The organism is Acinetobacter sp. Ac_5812 (assembly GCF_013072695.1).
In the GTDB taxonomy this organism is placed as follows: Bacteria; Pseudomonadota; Gammaproteobacteria; order Pseudomonadales; family Moraxellaceae; genus Acinetobacter.
The window spans coordinates 41735-61637 of record NZ_LXUK01000006.1 but is presented as its reverse complement, the minus strand read 5'-3'; the positions used below and the strand labels follow the sequence as shown (position 1 = coordinate 61637).

Below are 19903 nucleotides of genomic sequence, written 5' to 3'. Positions count from 1 at the left end.
CAAAGTGTTCATCATAAAATTTAAAATCTGTTAGGTGTTCAAACGTGGCTATATCTGTATTAGTAATTAACTGTGGTTCATCATCAATCAAATACGCGCTCGTCTCGGAACGTCGTGAAGACCGTATTTATGGTTTGGCAGAAAACCTGGGCGCTGCAGATGCCCGTATTAAAGGGGTTACACTGGGTGGCGAACCACTGGAACTTTCAATTCCCTATGCAGATCACGCCAAAGCACTTGAAACATTATTGGCTCGTTTAGCGAACTATAACCCACAGGCGATTGGACACCGTGTGGTTCACGGTGGCGACATCACCAAAGCAGAATTACTCACGCCAGAACTGGTTGAGCGTATTGAAGCAGCGACACCTCTTGCACCACTGCACAATCCAGCCCATTTGATTGGAATTGAAGCCACCATGCGCTTATTCCCTCAATTGCCTCAGGTTGCTGTATTCGATACCGCCTTCCACCAAACCATGCCTGAGCGTGCCTATCGCTATGCCCTACCACAATTTTTATATACAGCACACCAAGTTCGTCGCTATGGTTTTCATGGCACTAGCCATGCCTATGTGACCGAACGTGCCAGCGAATTGGCAGGTCATAAAAATGAAGGCGGCTGGCTCAGTGCACACTTGGGCAATGGCAGTTCGACTTGTGCAGTATGGAATGGTCATAGCGTCGATACTTCTATGGGCATGACCCCACTTGAAGGTGTTGTCATGGGTACGCGTAGTGGTGATGTCGATCCAAGCTTACATTTATTCCTTGCCAGTAACCTCGGCTGGGATATCCAAAAAATTGACAGTATGCTCAATAAAGAAAGTGGCTTATTGGGCTTATCTGGTTTATCCAATGATATGCGCACCTTGGTTGAAGCCTCTGAAAATGGTCATGATGGTGCAACCCTTGCCATTGAAGTATTCTGTTATCGCCTCGCCAAATCGTTATCAGCGATGAGTTGCGGTCTACCCCATCTGGATGGTTTAGTCTTTACAGGTGGTATTGGTGAAAATTCGGCTTATGTCCGTGAAAAGACTTTAGGCTATTTAGCACATTTCGGTTTTCAATTTAGTAAAGAGAAAAATGATGCCTTGGCTCGCGGTAGTGAAGGTCGTATCGACGATGGTACAGGTCCACAAATTTGGGTGATTCCGACTGATGAAGAAGGTCGTATTGCCAAAGAAACTCGTCAAGTACTTGAACCAACAGCTTAATTAACCAATTACAAGAATTTAAGGTCACTATGAATACAATTTTACTCATCCCCACAGGTGAAGGTGTTGGCTTAACTTCAGCCTGTTTAGGTATGATCTATGCACTAGATTGTAAAGGGATTAATGCGGGTTTCTTAAAACCCTACTCTCAAATTGCAGACACCACGGTTGACCGTACCACGACACTCTATCGTCATTTATTTCAGCATAAATCTGCCGAGCCAATCACCTACGAAAGACTGACTCAACTGATTGCCTTGGGCGAAACAGATGAGCTCCTTGAGGAGGCGGTTGCACTACACCGTCAAATTTCAGCTGATCATGATGTGATTATCGTTGAAGGTTTGGTTCCGAATGGACAAGATCATTTTGTCAGTGAAATCAATGCTGCACTCGCACAAGCACTGGATGCGCAAGTGGTTTTGGTCAGCACCGCAGATTTAGCTGATCCACGCAAAACTGCGGAAAGAGTCGATGCACATTTACGTCAATTTGGTGGTGCAGCTTCGGCACGCACCACAGGCGTGTTGTTTATGCGAACCAAAGGCTTGCCTGAGGGCACGGCCGAAATTCCGGTCACACTTGATCCAAGTCTACGTCTAGACCAGCACATTGATGCTTTTGCCTTAGAGTTACAACGTTATAACCGCTTTATGGGCACCGATGAACTCCCGATTATTGGATTGGTGCCATTCAGCAATACCCTCAGCGTGCCACGTAGTTTAGATATTGCTTCGATCATCAATGGTACATGGTTACATCAAGGTGAGGCCAAACAACGTCGTATTCTGCATACCAGTTTAATTGCCTCGAATATCGAATCAGAACTGCATAAATTTGTTGCGGGCGAATTGATTATTAGCGCCTCACAACGTACAGATGCAATCTTGGCAGCCAGTCTTGCCAGCAGCAATGGTACACCGCTCGCGGGTCTGGTTTTAACCGAGCAAGCTGCGCCAGCAAGCAATGTGCTTGAGTTTTGCCAAAGTGCGATTAAGCAAGGACTCCCAATCTTACACACGCCTTTAGATACCTTAGAAACAGCACAACTGCTGCATCGCTTTGGCAATGAAATTCCAATTGATGATACTGAACGTGCAGAGCAAGTCACCCGTTTCGTGTCGAGTCATTTGGATAGCAATTGGCTGGATCAACATACCCAGAACAACCTACATCCACGCTTATCGCCTTCAGCGTTCCGTTACGAGTTGGTACAGAAATCCATTGCTGCAAAAAAACGTATCGTCCTGCCAGAGGGTGATGAGCCACGTACGGTACAAGCGGCTGTGATCTGTCAAACTCGCGGCATTGCACAGTGTATTTTATTAGCAAAGCCTGAATCGGTTGCCGAAGTGGCGAAAGCACGCGGTATTCAGTTGCCCGATGATTTACAAATTATTGACCCGGATACTATTCGTGATCAATATATCGAACCCATGGTGGAACTGCGTAAAGGTAAGCTTGACGCACTGCAAGCCAAAGCACAGCTTCAAGATACCGTGGTACTCGGCACCATGATGTTGGCACTCGATCAAGTCGATGGTTTGGTATCTGGTGCGATTCATACCACTGCCAACACCGTACGCCCTGCATTCCAGCTGATTAAGACGGCTCCGAATTACTCACTGGTCTCATCCATTTTCTTTATGTTGTTGCCTGATGAAGTCTATGTCTATGGTGACTGTGCGATTAACCCAGATCCGAATGCAGAACAACTTGCTGAGATTGCGATTCAATCGGCAGATTCAGCCAAGGCCTTTGGTCTAGATCCACGCATTGCCATGATCAGCTATTCTACTGGCACATCTGGCACAGGCGCTGATGTCGAGAAAGTAGCTGAAGCGACTAAAATCGCACAACAACGTCGTCCAGATTTACTCATCGACGGGCCATTACAATACGATGCTGCCTCGGTTGAAAGTGTTGGTCGCCAAAAAGCACCAGACTCGCAAGTAGCAGGACGTGCCAATGTATTTATTTTCCCTGATCTAAATACAGGTAATACCACCTATAAAGCGGTACAACGTGCTGCCAATGTGGTGAGTGTCGGTCCGATGCTACAAGGCTTAAACAAGCCCGTAAATGACTTGTCTCGTGGTGCTTTGGTCGATGATATTGTGTTTACCATTGCCCTGACTGCGATTCAGGCGAAGCAACAAGATTAATCCAATATTCGATTGAAATTGAAAAAGCCCTTTAGATTGAAAGGGCTTTTTCATGAGTGGTATTGAGCCAACCAGATGGTATGTCCCGTACATTCAACATCTTCAGCAATCATTTTAATCAGTTTAAACCCATTGTGTTGCAGCAAAGTCTGATATTCCTCCGCTGAGAGGCTGGCATGATACAGTGGCTCTCCACCGAGTTCACCAATTGCCTCGCCCTGTGCAGGCCCACTGCTAAACATTAAAGCAGTACCTGATTGTGCATATTCGGCAAAACGTTTAAACATGTTGCGTTGATCATCTTGGGTGAAGTGGAAGAAACTATCCCACGCAATAATCCCTTGAAACTTTTGTTCGGTAAAGTACTCCCGAAAATCTTGCTGCACCCAGACCTGTTCAGGGAAAGACTGCCGTGCCATTTCAATCATGTATTCCGAAGCATCAATACCTGTTACCTGATGTCCTTGAGCAATAAAATAGGCAGCAATAGGCTGAGCTGAACCACAGCCCAAATCCAAAATATGCGCCGAGTTTGGCAGCAGACTGAGAAAACGATCGAGCCAGACCTTCTCAGACAGAAGCTTTCCTCGTAATTCAATCCATTCACGAGCGTGCTTCTGGTAGAGTTCAATAATATGCTGCGCTAGATGTTCCTGTACCATGTCATTGCCTATTATGAGTCATTCTTTTTTTAAAGCGATTGAGCAAAATCTTAACAAGATTCTGGCTTATTTAATGTCTGAATTTTCTTGGTTTGCGGTCCTTTTACAAAGAAAATTGCATTCCCGCATAGAATTAAAATGACTCCGATCACCGCATTCATGTGCCAGTGATAATCCTCCCATACCGTCGAAATCACCAATGCGACCAAAGGAAATAATAAGGTGCTATAGGCCGCTTTACCTGCACCAATCCGTCCGACCAAATAGAAATAGGCGGTAAAACCTATCACCGAACCAAAGATCGCGAGATACAGTAAAGCACTGATTGCACTGAATTGCATGCTTGGAAAAAACTGATCCTGTCTAAACCATGAGATCAAGGCCATCAGCAGTGAGCCATACAACATCCCGTAGGCATTGGTGGTAAATATATCCAAGCCATGTTTTTGATGGCGTGTACTGATCATATTGCCCAAAGAGAAACCATAAGTCCCTAAAATACATAGTCCAATACCGATCAATGTATTGCTGTTTAAAGTGGTGCCCACCACGTCATGCCAAAACAAAGCAATAATCCCCAGTACACCTAATAAGGCCGCAGGATAAAACCGTGTCGACACCTGCTGCGCAAAGAATAATCTGGCGTTGATGGTATTGAAAATCACCGCCATGGAGAAGATTACCGCTTCCAAACCACTACTGATATATTGCACCGCATAATAAAAACAGACAAAGTTAAAGCCAAAAATACAGCAGGCCTGCAACATACAAAACAGATGATCTTTGCCTGCTAGTTTCTGAAACTTTCGGCTCAAAGCGACGAAAACAAATAACACCATTGCGGAAATAAAAAAACGCCAGAACACCGCAACACTGGCTGATATCCCACTTTGTTGTTGCAGACTGATCGCAATCCATGTTGTGCCCCAGATCACCACAACCAACGCATATAACAGCGCATTCATATCATTAGAACCAAACTCAATTACCTCGACGACTATTTTGCTGCTTTTGCGGTCATGATTACTTGCACCATCTTGCGATGATTGTCATAGATTTGCGTTTTTCTATAATTTTTTTGACCAGATGACAAAACTGGCTGAAAGTTCTACACTTAACTGGATCATATTTGGCACTGCGTATAGAAGATGAAATACCAGATTCTAGATCAATTACAGCAATATAAAGCGCAATTACTCGACTCGGTAGAACTGGGTTCGGGCATGCAGTTAGCCATGTGGCAAAATAACCAAGACCGAGTCAGTGTCTGTAGCAATCACCATACCTTGAGCATGTATATTCAGGGCGGTTATGAAAGCTATCAAAAAACCCAACAGGGCTGGCACAATGGCGGTGGCCCTGACCGTATGTGCCTGATGCCACAAGATTTCGAGTCGACTTGGGACCTACGTGATCCACTCACCTTCGTACATCTGTATTACACTGAACAACACTTACAACGCGTGGCAGAACAAGTCTGGGATCGTGAACCCAGCCAAATCATTTTAAACCCACAAATTTTTGTGGCTGACCCACAAATTTCGATGATCTATCGGCATTTTTTACTCAATGGTGCATGGCAAGAACGTGAAAACCATTTGCAAATGAGTACGGCGACAACGCTATTACTCAACCATTTAATTAAAAATTATAGTCATGCGCAATGGCAAGCACCTGAAGTCAAAGGGGGGCTCTCGCCTTATGTACTTAAGCAGTTATTAGAATGGATTGATCAACATCTCCATTTGAGTCTGACCTTATCTGATCTGGCTCAGCAAGCGCAACTCAGTGAATATCATTTTGCGCATATGTTTAAACAATCAATGCAGATGCCACCGCATCAATATGTGATGCAACGCCGTCTTGAGCGTGCTCATCAAGCACTTGAACAGACCGCAGCGAATCTAACAGAGATCGCAGTGCAATATGGATTTAGCTCAAGCAGCCATTTTAGCCATCGCTTTAAGAAACAGTTTGGCTATAGCCCATCTCAACTGAGAAAAAACTAAAATCCAAAGCACATCTTTTGTTGCTGCAATTTAGATCGAAAAATCACTTTAGACCTTTAGCCAAATCTAAGCTAAAACTCCCACATTCATTCCTTTTTGTCATATAATTTAGCCCGCCAGCTAATCGCCCGCTCAAGAGAAATTTGATATGACAACGATCATCAAACAAGATGACTTGATTACATCAATCAAGGATGCCCTGCAGTTTATTTCTTACTATCACCCACAAGACTTCATCCAAGCGATGAGCCGTGCTTATGATCGTGAAGAAAATAAAGCTGCAAAAGATGCTATTGCCCAAATCCTTATCAACTCACGTATGTGTGCTGAAGGTCACCGACCAATCTGTCAGGATACAGGGATCGTTAACGTTTTCCTTGAAGTCGGCTTAGATGTTAAATTTGATTTAAGCATGAGCTTGGATGATGCAGTCAACGAAGGTGTACGCCAAGGTTACCTAGAGAACTCAAACGTACTGCGTGCTTCTGTTTTAGCAGATCCAGCTTTTGGTCGTAAAAATACCAAAGACAATACGCCTGCCGTGATTCACTACAAACTCGTTCCTGGTAATAAAGTTGATATTACCGTTGCAGCGAAGGGTGGTGGTTCAGAAAATAAATCTAAACTTGCGATGCTCAACCCATCTGATTCAATCGTAGATTGGGTACTTAAAACTGTTCCAACCATGGGTGCAGGTTGGTGTCCACCAGGTATGCTCGGTATTGGTATCGGTGGTACTGCTGAAAAAGCCATGATGCTTGCAAAAGAAGCACTTATGGAAGAAATCAACATGGACGAATTACTTCGTCGTGGCCCACAAAGCAAAATGGAAGAACTCCGTATCGAGATCTTCGAGAAAGTGAATGCGTTGGGCATTGGCGCACAAGGTCTTGGTGGTTTAACCACAGTTCTTGATATTAAAATCAAGGATTACCCATGTCATGCAGCAGGTAAGCCAGTCGGTATGATTCCGAACTGTGCTGCGACCCGTCACGCGCACTTCCAGTTAGATGGTACTGGTGTTGCACATATTCAAGCACCAAAACTTGAAGACTACCCTGCTGTAACATGGGATTCTTCTCAATCGAAGCGTGTAAATCTGGATACCATTACTCAAGAAGAAATGAATGCTTGGAAGCCAGGCGATACATTATTATTGAACGGTACGATTTATACAGGTCGTGATGCTGCACATAAGCGCATGGTCGACATGTTAAATAATGGTGAAGAACTTCCAGTTGATCTAAAAGGTAAATTCATTTACTACGTGGGTCCAGTCGATCCAGTGGGTGATGAAGTGGTTGGTCCTGCAGGTCCAACAACTGCAACCCGTATGGATAAGTTCACTCGTCAAGTGTTAGAAGCAACTGGCTTATTCGGTATGATTGGTAAAGCGGATCGTGGTCCTGCTGCAATTGAAGCGATCAAAGACAATCAAGCAACTTATTTGATGGCTGTGGGTGGTGCTGCTTACCTCGTGTCTAAAGCAGTTCGTGAGGCTGAAGTGGTTGCTTTTGCAGACTTAGGTATGGAAGCAATCTACAAATTCGTGGTTGAAGATATGCCTGTCTCTGTTGCAGTTGATGTGAATGGTACCTCAATCCATGCCACTGCACCAAAAATCTGGCAAGCAAAAATCGGTAAGATTCCAGTGGTTGATGCAGCTGCGTCATAAATAATATTCATACAATTCAAATAGCCGAATCATCGTATTTGGCTATTTTTTTGCCTACTGCTTCTGCTAAATTATAAAAAAGACGAGAACAATAAGGCGGTCTATAGATGAATAAATACATGTTCAACCTAATGATTGGACTTTGCCTTCTCGGTTGCATACAAAGTGCTTTTGCAACTCCCGCCCAAAGTAAATCCGTCAAAGAACTGATCAAACTGAGCGAGCTAGAAAATGTTTTAAATACCTCACTCGATGAAATGCAGCCGACACTCGATCTTGAAGCTGAAAATATTTTATTACGAGTCTTAGGAAAAGAAGCACTCACCACAACTCAAGAACATCTTGCTGTGTTGGAATTGAGCCAATTATTAAAAGAAACCAGTTCAAAAGTCTTTGCTCGCCCCGAGACTATTCGGGCAATAGAGAAGATTTATGCAGACACCCTGAGCGAAGAAGAAATACAAGCCTATTTGAAATTCTTAAAAACACCTGAAGGTAAATCGATCAATCAAAAAACATTGCAAATCAGTACCCATGTTTTTCAGTACATGAGTAATTTAAGCCAAAAAACCCTAAATGATCCAGAACAGAGCTCGCAACTAAAAGAGCAGTTCCTCACCATCATTAAACCTTTAATTCAAGATGAGTAGCTGCTCAAGCAAACCTACCAAGTCAATGGATTCCAAAGCTTAAATGGCTTAACCAAATGCACTTCTGACTTCTCATCGTACTTTTCTGGTTTTAATTCTTGAGGTTTTGAACGAACCTTGCCCGATGCATCTTGAGCGACAAAGTTATAGCTGGAAGACTTTAACCGTGTGAATGCGATTTCCTGATGCGCCACCTTGTCAGGCGTAATCATAAATGGGCCTGTATGCTCGCTACGAGAAATCTTATTTTCCTCATCATATTTGATGAAATAGGTCTGTGCAGCATCCACTGTAAAGTCGAGATATTTCGGCTTTTGGAAATGTAATCCCGCCAATGGACGGCTTACACTCAAACGATAAGTTCCAGCAGGCAGTTCAACCCAGTAATAATGATTATGTAATAAACTCGGAATACGATGCCCATTGATAAATAAATTGGCCGCAGCAATTTCCTGACGGTTCCAACGTGTATCTGGACGGTATAAATAGACCACCGCAGCTTGTTCATTTTGCGGTTTGATTGGTGCGTAATATTGGCCTAACTTTTGATTAACCCAACCACCAACAGAGAAGCCACCCACATGATATTGATCAAATAGACCTGGTTCTTTTTCAGTATCGACAGCTGGTAAGGTTGCAGTCAGTGCGGTTGGTTTTTCTTCAACTGTCTTATGACTTTGACAGCCAGCCAATACCCCAGCACAACATAATGACAATATTAAATAACGCATGACATCCCTCAAGGCGTTTTCTTGGATTTATTTTTAACAGCGCAAAACTATGCACATTTTTTCAATTTTTTAAGATTAACACCTCAACGCCTAATTGCAAATAAAAAAAGCATGAAAAGCCAAGCCTTTCATGCTTTTTTAGATGAATGAGAATTAGGCTGATTTAGAATCAATCACCTTCAAATCCTTCTTTTCAGTTGCTTCTGGCATACCCACTTGTGGTAAACGCTCTGCTTTGAATGTTGGTTTAGCCGTACCATTAATGACAGCTTCATTCAAAATAACAGTACCCACATCTGTACGACTTGGTAAGTCATACATCGTTTCAAGTAATACGTTTTCTAGAATAGAACGCAGACCACGCGCACCAGTATTACGCTCAAGCGCTTTCTTCGCCACGGCACGTAATGCAGACTCATCAAAGACCAGATCTACATTTTCCATGGTGAACAGGTACTGATACTGGCGTGTTAATGCATTTTTAGGTTCGGTCAGAATCTGCATCAACGCTTCTTCATCCAGCTCTTCTAAAGTTGCAATCACAGGCAAACGACCGATAAATTCAGGAATCAAACCAAATTTAACCAAGTCGGTTGCTTCAACTTGACGGAACAATTCAGAGACTTTTTTACTGTCATCTTTATTCTTCACATCTGCAGTGAAACCAATCCCGCCTTTCTCTTGGCGTTGCTGTACGATTTTTTCCAAACCAGAGAATGCACCACCACAAATGAACAGGATATTGGCTGTATCAATTTGGATGAATTCTTGCTGTGGATGCTTACGACCACCTTGTGGTGGAATAGACGCAACCGTACCTTCAATCATTTTCAATAATGCTTGCTGTACGCCTTCGCCTGACACATCACGGGTAATCGATGGATTTTCAGATTTACGAGTAATCTTATCAATCTCATCAATGTAGATAATGCCTTTTTGTGCTTTCTCTACATCGTAATCAGCTTTTTGCAATAATTTTTGCACGATGTTTTCAACATCTTCACCCACATAACCCGCTTCGGTTAAGGTAGTTGCATCTGCCATCGCAAAAGGCACATCGAGCAAACGAGCCAGTGTTTGCGCCAATAATGTTTTACCTGAACCTGTAGGTCCGATCAGCAAAATATTACTTTTCGCAATTTCAATTTCTTGATGCCCATGAGTCGACTGACCCACTTTCAAACGTTTATAATGGTTATATACTGCAACCGATAAGGTTTTCTTCGCAACATCTTGCCCAATCACATATTGGTCTAAGGCAGCACGTATTTCATGTGGTTTCGGCAAGGCTTTGGTCGCCCAATCCCCTGCTTCAACTTGTTGACTGGTTTGAACCAAGTCCAAGCAGACATCTACACACTCATTACAAATATATGCGTCCTCACCTGCAATCAGCTTTCCAACTTCAGATTGCGTTTTACCACAAAATGAACAATGTTTTTGTCCTTGAGGATGTTCGGACATATTTACTCCACAACTTAAATCTTAAACTTAGGTCCTAAAAAATTACGGACGTTTGCTTAGTACCTGGTCAACTAAACCATATTCTTTGGCTGCTTGTGCAGTCATGAAATTGTCACGATCTGTGTCGCGCGCAACCGTTTCATAATCTTGACCACTGTGTTCAGCCATCAAACGATTTAAACGTTCTTTGATAAACAAAATTTCACGTGCGTGAATTTCGATATCAGACGCCTGACCACGGAAACCACCTAAAGGTTGGTGAATCATCACACGTGCATTTTCAAGACAGTAACGTTTGCCTTTTGCACCTGCATTCAATAGGAACGCGCCCATTGATGCCGCTTGCCCCATACAGTAGGTCACAACATCGGGTTTAATAAACTGCATGGTGTCATAAATCGCCATACCCGCAGTCACTGAACCACCCGGTGAATTAATATAGAGATGAATATCTTTTTCTGGATTTTCTGCTTCTAAGAATAACATCTGCGCAACGATTAAGTTCGCCATGTTATCTTCAACTTCACCCGTTAAGAAAATAACACGCTCACGTAATAGACGTGAATAAATATCAAATGAACGCTCACCACGAGATGATTGCTCAACGACAACAGGAACTAAAGCATTTTCAATTGTTGGAACATACATACGTTTACTTATTCCTAAATTATTGTGACTCGATCTATGCCAACAATATGAGGGATAATCAATGAAATTGCAAAAGGTTCAATCTGAAATATTCGATTTTTTAGACTAAAATCTGGCAATTTCGAATTAAATTAACACTTTCATAACAGAGGCTTTGCAGCACTTTCCGCGATGTTTTGGCTGATCACAAAATGCATCAATAAAAGTGGAGCAAAGCCAAAAAGAAAAAGGCGCATTAAGCGCCTTTTTCTTTCATCAACTTTTTAAAAGATTAGCCACGACGAGCTTGTTGTTCTTTTAATAAGTCTTCATAGCTGATCGCTACATCACTTACTTTAGCTGCAGCTAAGATGTGATCAACCACTTGGTCTTCTAACACAACTGCTTCAATTTGAGCACGTTGCTGCTTGTCATTTTTGAAGTATTCAACCACTTCTGTTGGATCTTCATAAGAAGAAGCCATGTCATCGATGTAAGCATCAACACGTGCTTGGTCAACTTCAAGTTTAGCATCAGCCAATACTTTGCTTACCAATACGCCAAGCTTCACTGATTTTTCAGCTTGTTCTTTGAACAATTCATCTGGAAGCATGCTGCTGTCAAATGCGCCTGCACCTTGAGCACCAAACTGTTGAGTGAACTGTTGGATCATTTGTTGACGTTGACGGTCAATTTCTTGAGCAACCATTGAAGCTGGAACTTCGATTTCGTTTGCAGCAACAAGTGCATCAAATGCAGCTTGTTTAACTTGGTTACGAAGACCGTTACGAACTTCACGTTCCATATTTTTACGAACGTCAGCTTTTAGCTTGTCTAAGCCTTCTTCTTCAGTCAAACCAAAGATTTTTAAGAATTCAGCATCGATTTCTGGAAGTTTTGCTTTTTCAACTTGCTTCACAGTGATTTTGAATTGAGCCGCTTTACCCGCTAAGTTTTCAGCTTGGTAATCTTCAGGGAAAGTCACATCAATCACTTTCTCTTCGCCAGCTTTCATACCAACGATACCATCTTCAAAACCTGGGATCATACGACCTGAACCAAGTACAAGTTTAAAGTCTTCAGCAGCGCCGCCTTCAAACTTCTCACCATCAACAGTCCCTTCGAAATCGAAAGTCACTTGCATGTCTTTCTTCGCCATACCTTTGGTCACAGCCCAAGTTTGACGTTGTTTTTGCAAGTTCTCGATCATGACATCAACGTCTTTATCATTGATTTCTGATGATTTACGCTCAACTTCCAAGTCAGCAAAAGCTTTCACTTCAACTTCTGGATAAACTTCTACAGTTGCTTCAAAAACTAAAGCATCATCTTTGTTCTCAACTTTCTCAATGTTCGGCATACCGACCGCATTGATTTTTTCTTGTTGAATTGCTTCAAATACGCTGTCACGAATGATGTCATTCACAACTTCTTGATAAATGCCCGCACCATATTCACGGCGAACAACATTCAAAGGCACTTTACCTGGACGGAAGCCGTTGATCTTCACAGTTTTGGCAGTGCGTTGTAAGCGAGCTTCAAACTGCTCGTTAACACGGCTCGTCGGTACAGAAACATTTAAACGACGGGCAACGCCCGAAACCGCTTCAGTCGTTACTTGCATGGCTTCCTCGATATTAGTTAGTAATAACAATTTTTAAAGTGCCACATTATATGACAACTTTCTGGATATACAAAATCGGATGCTAAAAAAGCAAATTTATTTCTCATTTTAGCCAAAAACACAGTTTTCTTAAATGAATCTTAAAACAAACGTTATTTTTTGTTGTTAGTGATAAGTATTATCACTATACTTTGCATTCTTTTTGAACAGTTGTTCTATTTTTCTCGTCCAGCTTTGGAACTCTAGTTATGAGTAAATTTAATTTGCACCCTCTTTCATTCGCATTACTCGGGGCGATGACCACATCTGTTTTTGCAGAAACAACGACAGCATCTGAAAATACCAATACCCATCAACTTGCAACGATTGTTGTATCAGCCGCGGGTTTTGAACAAGATATTAAAAATGCACCCGCTTCGATTAGCGTGGTCACAAAAGAAGATATTGAAAAGAAAAATGCAACCAGCATTGCTGATCTACTCGCAGATGTTCCAGGCATTGATATCCGTGACGGTATTGGAAAAACATCGGGTTTAAATATAAAAATGCGTGGTTTAGGCAGTGAATACAGCCTGATTCTGATTGATGGCCGTCGCCAAACCACCTCTTCAGATGTCACCCCAAATGGTTTTGGTGAATCTGCAAATGGTTTCTTACCTCCACTCGCGTCAATCGAAAGAATTGAAGTGATTCGTGGACCAATGGCAACGCGCTATGGTTCAGAAGCGATGGGGGGTGTAATTAACATTATTACCAAGAAAATTAGTAATGAATGGAATGGCAATGTCACCGTCAGTGGCAATGTCATGGAACATGGTGGCGAAGCCGACTCATGGAAAACCAGCGTCGTGGTCAATGGTCCGATTATTCAAGACAAGCTAGGTGTACAGCTACGTGGTTCTTACTTAGATCGTCAAAAATCTGAACGAATTCCCGGTACCTCTGGTCGTGATCCACGCCCAAGCGAAGCAGATATCTACGATGTCGGTGGAAAACTATCCTTTAAATTAAATGAGCAAAATAATTTTTGGGTTGATGGTTTCCACTCCAGCCAAACCTATAAAAATGATGATAATCGTTTAGGTACAGAAGACTGGACTACAATACCGCGAGGTGCTTCAAGACTTGCTGCTACAGGCTATAAAGATAAATTAGAATTTAAACGTGACCAAATAGCCATTGGTCATGACGGTGATTATAATTTTGGTCAGTGGTCATCTTATATTAGTAAAACAAAAACAGAGACTATCGGACGTACTGTTCCATTTAGAACCTTTCCAAATAATGCCTCAGAAGGTGCTGATCGTAAACTAGAGAATACCGATTTCGTCGCTGACTCACATGTTGTGATGCCAATTGCAGATCATAAACTCACTGTTGGTGCTGAATATAAAGAAGCTAAAATTGCAGATGATATTGCAGGCATTGGCGCGACATTCAAGAAAGACTCTTTCTCTATCTATGCAGAAGATGAATGGCGTATTCTCGACAACCTCGGTTTTACCCTTGGAGGTCGTTATGAAGATCACTCGGGTTTTGGTGGTCAATTTAGTCCACGCGCCTACTTAGTTTGGAATGCAAATGACGAACTTACATTTAAAGGTGGCGTGAGCACAGGTTATAAAGCCCCTTCAGCAAAAGATCTTCACAATGGCATTATCAGTATTAGTGGGCAAGGTACATCTTTTAACATTGGCTCACCGAACCTAAAACCTGAAGAGTCAACCAACTATGAACTTGGCTTCAATTATAACAATGGTAATCTCGATCTGACCACCACAGCATTCTTTAATAAAATTAAGAATCTGATTACTGACGGGCCTGAATTACTAAACTGTTTTTATGGAGAAACCCCAAACCGTCCTGGTTGTGTAAGTTATGGATCACATATCACCCAACAAGATACTTTTGCACAAAAAATTAATGCAGACGAAGCCGAAACCAAAGGTGTTGAACTCAGCTTAAAATACAGCATTATTCCTGAATGGGATATCAAAGCGGCATATACCTATATGGAAACCGAAATTACCAAAGGTAAGAATAAAGGTTCATATCTGAGCAACGTCCCTAAAAATGCATTTAATATGACCTCAACTTGGCATATTAACGATGCATTTGATCTATGGTTACAACATGAGTATAAATCTGAGCGTAAACGCTACGACAGCGTACAAACTACAGGTGATGCCGCTATTATTTACAATGCAACCAACAACAAGTTAAAGGGTTATAACTTATTCAACCTAGGCGCAAGCTATAGTGTGAATGATCAATTACGCTTTAATGGAGCAGTGAATAATTTGCTCGACAAAGACTTCACCAGCAATGGTTCATATACTGATTCAAACGGAAATCCAGCCTCTTATTATGACTATATGATGATTGGCTCAGGAATGTCGGGCACTTATCTTGCAGGTCGTAACTTCTGGTTATCAGTGTCGTATGACTTCTAATTGAATATTGATTAAGCTTCAAAAAAACCTGCATATGCAGGTTTTTTTATACGCCCCCAAAATAACAATGAACTCAAAAGTTCCTTTAAAACTTTTCCAAGAACATAATTTTGATATACCTTCTCCATACAGCACAATTTTTTATAAAAACTTATGTAAAATCAAATATATCAATATTTTAAATATAACCATCACTACATTATCATTTCGTCCAATTATTAATCAAAAATACCAATCTCATTAAATATCAATATATTTCAATAAATTAAATATATACAGCTCTTTATACAACATTAAAAGCTATTGATAACGATAATAATTATCAATAGACTTCACACAAATTGTTACATAGCTTAACAATTCATTCGCTTTTACTTCTTTTTTGTAAAAGCTCTACAAGGTTGAAAGTTCTGTCATTCACACTTCAATTTCAGGGGTTCTCTCAATGGCAAAAATCAAAAGTCGTAAACATCTTCGTGCTACACCTTTAGTTGCGCTTGCAGCAAGTCTTCCTTTAGCAGCGCATGCCGCCCCTAAAGAAGAAAGTGTGGCAAAACTTCCAACAATTGAAGTGAATGCAGAAAATACCTATAAAGTAGATGCAGTAAGCTCTCCAAAATATACACAACCATTACTCGACACACCTCAAACTGTACAAGTCATCAAAAAGGAACTGCTACAGGAACAAGGTGCTGCATCATTAATGGAAGCACTGCGTAATACCCCAGGCATCACCCTACAAATGGGTGAAAATGGTAATACCAGCGCAGGTGATACGTTCCAGATGCGTGGTTTTTCAACGCAAACATCGACCTATGTCGATGGTATTCGTGATCTGGGTGCAGTTAGCCGAGATGTATTTAACTTAGAACAAATTGAAGTTGTAAAAGGCCCTTCTGGCTCTGAAGCAGGTCGTGGTGCAGCATCAGGTTATATCAACTTAGTGACTAAGTTACCAAAGGCAGAAAACAGTCGTGAAGTTTCAGCGCGTTATAATACCGCTGAAAATGCACGCTTAACCACTGACATCAATCAAGCCATTAATGAAAGCACAGCAGTTCGTTTAAATGTGATGGGGCAAAATGGCGGTGTTGAAAACCGTGATGTTCTCGAAAACAATGGCTGGGCAATTGCGCCATCGATTGCTTTCGGTCTCAATACAGACACACGTTTCTACCTATATTCTCAACATGTTCGCCAAAATAATATTCCCGATGGTGGTATTCCTACTGTTGGGATGAAAGGCTTCTTTAACGCAGATGCCGATTTGAATAAGGCAAAAGAAGTTGATCGTTCGAATTACTATGGCAGTGTCAATGACTATGAAGATATTGATGCTGATATGGTAACCGCAAAAGTTGAAAGCGATTTTGGCGATAAAATAAAATTTACCAATACCTCTCGTTATGGTAAATCGCAAATGAATCGCGCATTAACAGGCATTAATGCATTAAATAAGAATGGATCAAATAATCCAGATGCATGGACGATTTCTCGCTCACATCAAGGGGTTGATCAGGAAAATAAAATTCTTGCCAATACCTCATCACTCAATGTGAATTTTAAAACAGGTACCGTTGAGCATGATCTGGTTACAGGTTTAGAGTTTTTACAAGAACAACAGATTTCTCGTACTTTATCGACACAAACACCAGGTCAAAAAGCTCCAACAACACCAGCTGCTAATTTATACAATCCAAATCATTACGATGTTATGCCAAGCCTAGTCCATACGGGTGCGTATACCGATGGTGAAACTCGAACAGCTGCAGCTTATCTATTTGACACGATTAAATTACTCAACAATCGTTTGCAGTTTAATGGTGGCGTTCGTGTGGATTACTACGAAACTGATTATGAAGCTCTTTCTGTAGCAACAGATTCAAACACGCTTGCAGTAACTAAAACACCGACCAACCTAAAAGCACATGACACTTTAGTCAGTTGGAAACTCGGCAGCTTATTTAAACCAACGGAAAACAGCAGTATTTATGCATCTTATGCAAAATCGTTGACACCACCGGGTAGTTCAAACTTTGGATTATCAGCAGAAACCACTGGTACTCAAGCAGCCAATAATGCACGCTCAAAGCCTCAAGAAACCAACCATTATGAAATTGGTGGCAAATGGGATGTATTAAAAAATAAACTGGCATTAAATGCTGCCGTTTATCACACAGAAAATGAGAACCAATTTACGCAAGACCCAATTACCTTAACTTGGCTTCAAGAAGGTAAAACACGAGTTGAAGGTGTTGAACTCGGTGTCGTCGGTCAAATTACCGATGCTTGGAATATTTCTGCGGGCGTTGCTCATATGAAAACCAAACAGAAGAATCAACAAAGTGTAAGTACAACTAATGGTGCGGTCACGACTACAGATTCAGTTCGTTGGTCACCAGAGTGGACAGCAACATTATGGACGACTTATGACATTGCTGGCTTTAAAGTGGGCTTAGGTGCACGTTATGTCGATGAATTAGTAAGGGCAAATACAACGAGCAGTATTCCTAGTACTGCCCCTATCAATATGCCAAAAGTGCCTTCTTACGTTGTTTTTGATGCAATGGCAGGTTATAGCTTCAACAAAAATGCATCACTTAATCTGAATGTCTACAACTTAGCGGATAAAGACTACATCAGTGCATTAAATAATGGTGGTAGCCGTTTTGTACTCGGTCAACCTCGTTCAGCAGCATTAACGTTCAACTATAAGTTCTAAATAATTCAATCAAATTTGAAGATTGAATAGATGAACTCAGCCTGTCAGAAAAGGTATACTTTTTCGACAGGCTGTACTTTTTTGAAAGGTTTTAAAGATGATGTTGCACATCCCTGAGCTGCTCAGTAAACAACAAGTGTTAGAACTACGCCAAAAAATGCAACCAGCCTCAGCATGGGTCAATGGCGCTCAGAGTGCAGGGGCCCAAGCGCAGCAAACTAAAAATAATTTACAAATTGACACCAGTAATGATGTCTATCAATCCATAAGTCAGTCTGTTCTAAATGCCTTACAACACAATCTACTGTTGCGCTCAGCCGCCCTGCCCCAACACATTTTATCGCCGATGTTTAATTGCTATCAAAATCAGGGCAATTATGGCAACCACGTTGACAGCGCTGTTCAAGCTTCTGCAAAAACAGGACAAATGATTCGTACCGATGTTTCCATTACGGTTTTTTTATCTGAACCAGAAGAATACGAAGGTGGTGAGCTGATTGTTGAGGATACCTACGGCAGCCATGAAGTGAAACTGGATGCGGGTGATGCGATTTTATACCCTTCTACCAGCTTACATCGTGTTGAACCGGTTACTCAAGGCAGTCGCATTGCCGCTTTCACTTGGATTCAAAGCATGGTGAAAGATGACTGGCAACGTACCATGCTGTTTAATTTAGATATGACTATTCTAAAACTAAGACAGCAGCTTGGCGACACCGAGGAAGTGGTTGCCTTAACCAGCCATTATCATAATTTATTAAGACAATGGGGAATCTTCTAATGTCAGCTCTTCCGCCATTGACCACAATCCCAGCACATCTACAAACCGTGGCAGATTACCAACAACAAGCATCTCAACACCTTGAAGAAGCGACTTGGCATTATTTACAAGGCGGTGCCATGCATGAACTGAGCGTGCAAGAAAATCAGCTCCAGTTTCAAGATATTCAGCTTATTCCACGACATTTAAATGATTTTTCTCAAGCTCATACTCGAGTCAATTTATTTGGGATGGACTACCCTCATCCAATTTTTCTTGCTCCCATTGGACATCAAGCACTTTTCCATCCGCAAGCCGAGCAAGCCACAGCACTTGCCGCTGAGTTAATGCAGAGTAATTTTGTCCTCAGTACATTAAGCAACACGCATATAGAAGCTTTAAATAAAGAGAATCCCTACAAATGGTTTCAACTATATTGGCAAGGTGACCGAGAACAATCTATAGCATTAATTCGGCTTGCAGAACAACACAATTACAAAGCGATCGTCATTACTATCGACGCACCCCATACAGGTATCCGTGATCGAGAGCGTAAAACCTTCTTTCAATTGCCAACTGAAATGCCACACCCACATGCCTCGACTAATTTTGAAATTGGCAATTTAGCTGCTGACAAACACCCTATTTTTCAAGGTCTAATGAAAAAGGCACCAAAATGGAAGGATATTGAATGGTTAATTAAAAATACCAAACTGCCAGTGATTCTTAAAGGTGTATTGCATCCTGCCGATGCCATGAAAGCGGTCGAATATGGTGTTTCAGGTCTGATCGTTTCCAATCATGGTGGTCGCGTACTGGATACCACCATTCCTCCATTAATTGCGCTACAAAAAATCAGAGCCGTTGTTCCAGTCAATTACCCCCTATTCTTAGATGGCGGAATTCGTCGTGGTACAGATGTGTTTAAAGCCATCGCGCTTGGCGCATCCGCCGTACTCATTGGCCGTCCTTATATCTATGGCTTAGCGACGGCTGGGGCATTGGGTGTGGCTCATGTACTTAAAATTCTAAAAGAAGAATTCGAGATCACAATGGCATTAATGGGAACACCCTGTTTAGACGACATCGACCAAGACCATATTCATCAATGATGAAATTTTTAATTATTTTGACTTTAACA

The 19903-nt window shown here is 41.7% G+C and carries 15 protein-coding genes; 9 read left to right on the top strand and 6 right to left on the bottom strand.

Annotation, left to right across the window (positions count from 1 at the left end; translation table 11 throughout):
- Positions 1-44: 44 nt before the first annotated feature.
- Together A7P55_RS05395 and pta are read left to right on the top strand one after the other, a co-directional pair.
- Positions 45-1220 (top strand): acetate kinase, encoded by a 1176-nt coding sequence (locus tag A7P55_RS05395; protein ID WP_033134115.1) that lies wholly within the window; start codon positions 45-47, stop codon positions 1218-1220.
- A 29-nt stretch (positions 1221-1249) separates the two neighbouring features.
- Positions 1250-3385: a phosphate acetyltransferase gene (gene pta / locus A7P55_RS05390; protein WP_005201102.1), complete on the top strand. Its 2136-nt coding sequence runs from the start codon at positions 1250-1252 to the stop codon at positions 3383-3385.
- A 50-nt stretch (positions 3386-3435) separates the two neighbouring features.
- Here the strand turns inward: pta and A7P55_RS05385 are convergent, their stop codons facing one another.
- Both A7P55_RS05385 and A7P55_RS05380 read right to left on the bottom strand, forming a co-directional pair.
- On the bottom strand, positions 3436-4047 hold the full coding sequence (locus A7P55_RS05385; protein ID WP_171551384.1) for a class I SAM-dependent methyltransferase: 612 nt from the start codon (positions 4045-4047) through the stop codon (positions 3436-3438).
- Between the two features lie 50 nt (positions 4048-4097).
- On the bottom strand, positions 4098-5012 hold the full coding sequence (locus tag A7P55_RS05380) for a DMT family transporter (RefSeq protein WP_171551383.1): 915 nt from the start codon (positions 5010-5012) through the stop codon (positions 4098-4100).
- Positions 5013-5195: 183 nt separating this feature from the next.
- Between A7P55_RS05380 and A7P55_RS05375 the strand changes: the two genes are divergently transcribed.
- From A7P55_RS05375 to A7P55_RS05365, 3 genes are all read left to right on the top strand, one after another.
- Positions 5196-6056, top strand: a complete 861-nt coding sequence (locus A7P55_RS05375; protein ID WP_171551382.1) for an AraC family transcriptional regulator — start codon at positions 5196-5198, stop codon at positions 6054-6056.
- 148 nt (positions 6057-6204) lie between these two features.
- Positions 6205-7731, top strand: coding sequence for a fumarate hydratase (locus A7P55_RS05370; RefSeq protein WP_033134119.1), 1527 nt, complete (start codon positions 6205-6207; stop codon positions 7729-7731).
- 107 nt (positions 7732-7838) lie between these two features.
- Positions 7839-8381 carry a DUF2059 domain-containing protein gene (locus tag A7P55_RS05365; RefSeq protein WP_171551381.1) on the top strand — a complete coding sequence of 181 codons (543 nt, stop codon included), beginning with the start codon at positions 7839-7841 and terminating at the stop codon, positions 8379-8381.
- A gap of 14 nt (positions 8382-8395) precedes the next feature.
- Here the strand turns inward: A7P55_RS05365 and A7P55_RS05360 are convergent, their stop codons facing one another.
- The 4 genes from A7P55_RS05360 to tig form a co-directional block, all read right to left on the bottom strand.
- Complete coding sequence (locus tag A7P55_RS05360) at positions 8396-9112, bottom strand: DUF2846 domain-containing protein (protein WP_033134121.1); 717 nt, start codon at positions 9110-9112, stop codon at positions 8396-8398.
- A gap of 153 nt (positions 9113-9265) precedes the next feature.
- Positions 9266-10576 carry an ATP-dependent Clp protease ATP-binding subunit ClpX gene (gene clpX / locus A7P55_RS05355; protein WP_171551380.1) on the bottom strand — a complete coding sequence of 437 codons (1311 nt, stop codon included), beginning with the start codon at positions 10574-10576 and terminating at the stop codon, positions 9266-9268.
- 42 nt (positions 10577-10618) lie between these two features.
- Entirely contained in the window at positions 10619-11224 is a 606-nt protein-coding gene (clpP, locus tag A7P55_RS05350) for an ATP-dependent Clp endopeptidase proteolytic subunit ClpP (protein WP_004877521.1), read from the bottom strand.
- A gap of 271 nt (positions 11225-11495) precedes the next feature.
- A complete protein-coding gene (gene tig, locus A7P55_RS05345) occupies positions 11496-12827 on the bottom strand; it encodes a trigger factor (protein ID WP_004657817.1) in 1332 nt (443 codons plus the stop codon).
- A 248-nt stretch (positions 12828-13075) separates the two neighbouring features.
- Here tig and A7P55_RS05340 point away from each other — a divergent pair, with 248 nt between their 5' ends.
- The 4 genes from A7P55_RS05340 (at position 13076) to A7P55_RS05325 (ending at position 19874) form a co-directional block, all read left to right on the top strand.
- Positions 13076-15280, top strand: a complete 2205-nt coding sequence (locus A7P55_RS05340) for a TonB-dependent receptor (RefSeq protein WP_065343319.1) — start codon at positions 13076-13078, stop codon at positions 15278-15280.
- Between the two features lie 445 nt (positions 15281-15725).
- Positions 15726-18002 (top strand): catecholate siderophore receptor Fiu, encoded by a 2277-nt coding sequence (locus A7P55_RS05335; RefSeq protein WP_171551379.1) that lies wholly within the window; start codon positions 15726-15728, stop codon positions 18000-18002.
- A 97-nt stretch (positions 18003-18099) separates the two neighbouring features.
- On the top strand, positions 18100-18783 hold the full coding sequence (locus A7P55_RS05330; protein WP_171551378.1) for a Fe2+-dependent dioxygenase: 684 nt from the start codon (positions 18100-18102) through the stop codon (positions 18781-18783).
- Positions 18783-19874, top strand: coding sequence for an alpha-hydroxy acid oxidase (locus A7P55_RS05325; protein WP_171551377.1), 1092 nt, complete (start codon positions 18783-18785; stop codon positions 19872-19874). The genes A7P55_RS05330 and A7P55_RS05325 overlap by 1 nt, the downstream gene beginning before the upstream one ends.
- The last annotated feature ends 29 nt before the right edge of the window (positions 19875-19903 follow it).

Coding starts and splice junctions, on each gene's coding strand:
- A7P55_RS05370 (WP_033134119.1), top strand. CDS start 6,205: ATGACAACGATCATCAAACAAGATGACTTGATTACATCAATCAAGGAT.
- A7P55_RS05340 (WP_065343319.1), top strand. CDS start 13,076: ATGAGTAAATTTAATTTGCACCCTCTTTCATTCGCATTACTCGGGGCG.
- A7P55_RS05330 (WP_171551378.1), top strand. CDS start 18,100: ATGATGTTGCACATCCCTGAGCTGCTCAGTAAACAACAAGTGTTAGAA.
- clpX (WP_171551380.1), bottom strand. CDS start 10,576: ATGTCCGAACATCCTCAAGGACAAAAACATTGTTCATTTTGTGGTAAA.
- A7P55_RS05335 (WP_171551379.1), top strand. CDS start 15,726: ATGGCAAAAATCAAAAGTCGTAAACATCTTCGTGCTACACCTTTAGTT.
- tig (WP_004657817.1), bottom strand. CDS start 12,827: ATGCAAGTAACGACTGAAGCGGTTTCGGGCGTTGCCCGTCGTTTAAAT.
- pta (WP_005201102.1), top strand. CDS start 1,250: ATGAATACAATTTTACTCATCCCCACAGGTGAAGGTGTTGGCTTAACT.
- A7P55_RS05325 (WP_171551377.1), top strand. CDS start 18,783: ATGTCAGCTCTTCCGCCATTGACCACAATCCCAGCACATCTACAAACC.
- A7P55_RS05380 (WP_171551383.1), bottom strand. CDS start 5,012: ATGAATGCGCTGTTATATGCGTTGGTTGTGGTGATCTGGGGCACAACA.
- A7P55_RS05385 (WP_171551384.1), bottom strand. CDS start 4,047: ATGGTACAGGAACATCTAGCGCAGCATATTATTGAACTCTACCAGAAG.
- clpP (WP_004877521.1), bottom strand. CDS start 11,224: ATGTATGTTCCAACAATTGAAAATGCTTTAGTTCCTGTTGTCGTTGAG.
- A7P55_RS05360 (WP_033134121.1), bottom strand. CDS start 9,112: ATGCGTTATTTAATATTGTCATTATGTTGTGCTGGGGTATTGGCTGGC.
- A7P55_RS05375 (WP_171551382.1), top strand. CDS start 5,196: ATGAAATACCAGATTCTAGATCAATTACAGCAATATAAAGCGCAATTA.
- A7P55_RS05365 (WP_171551381.1), top strand. CDS start 7,839: ATGAATAAATACATGTTCAACCTAATGATTGGACTTTGCCTTCTCGGT.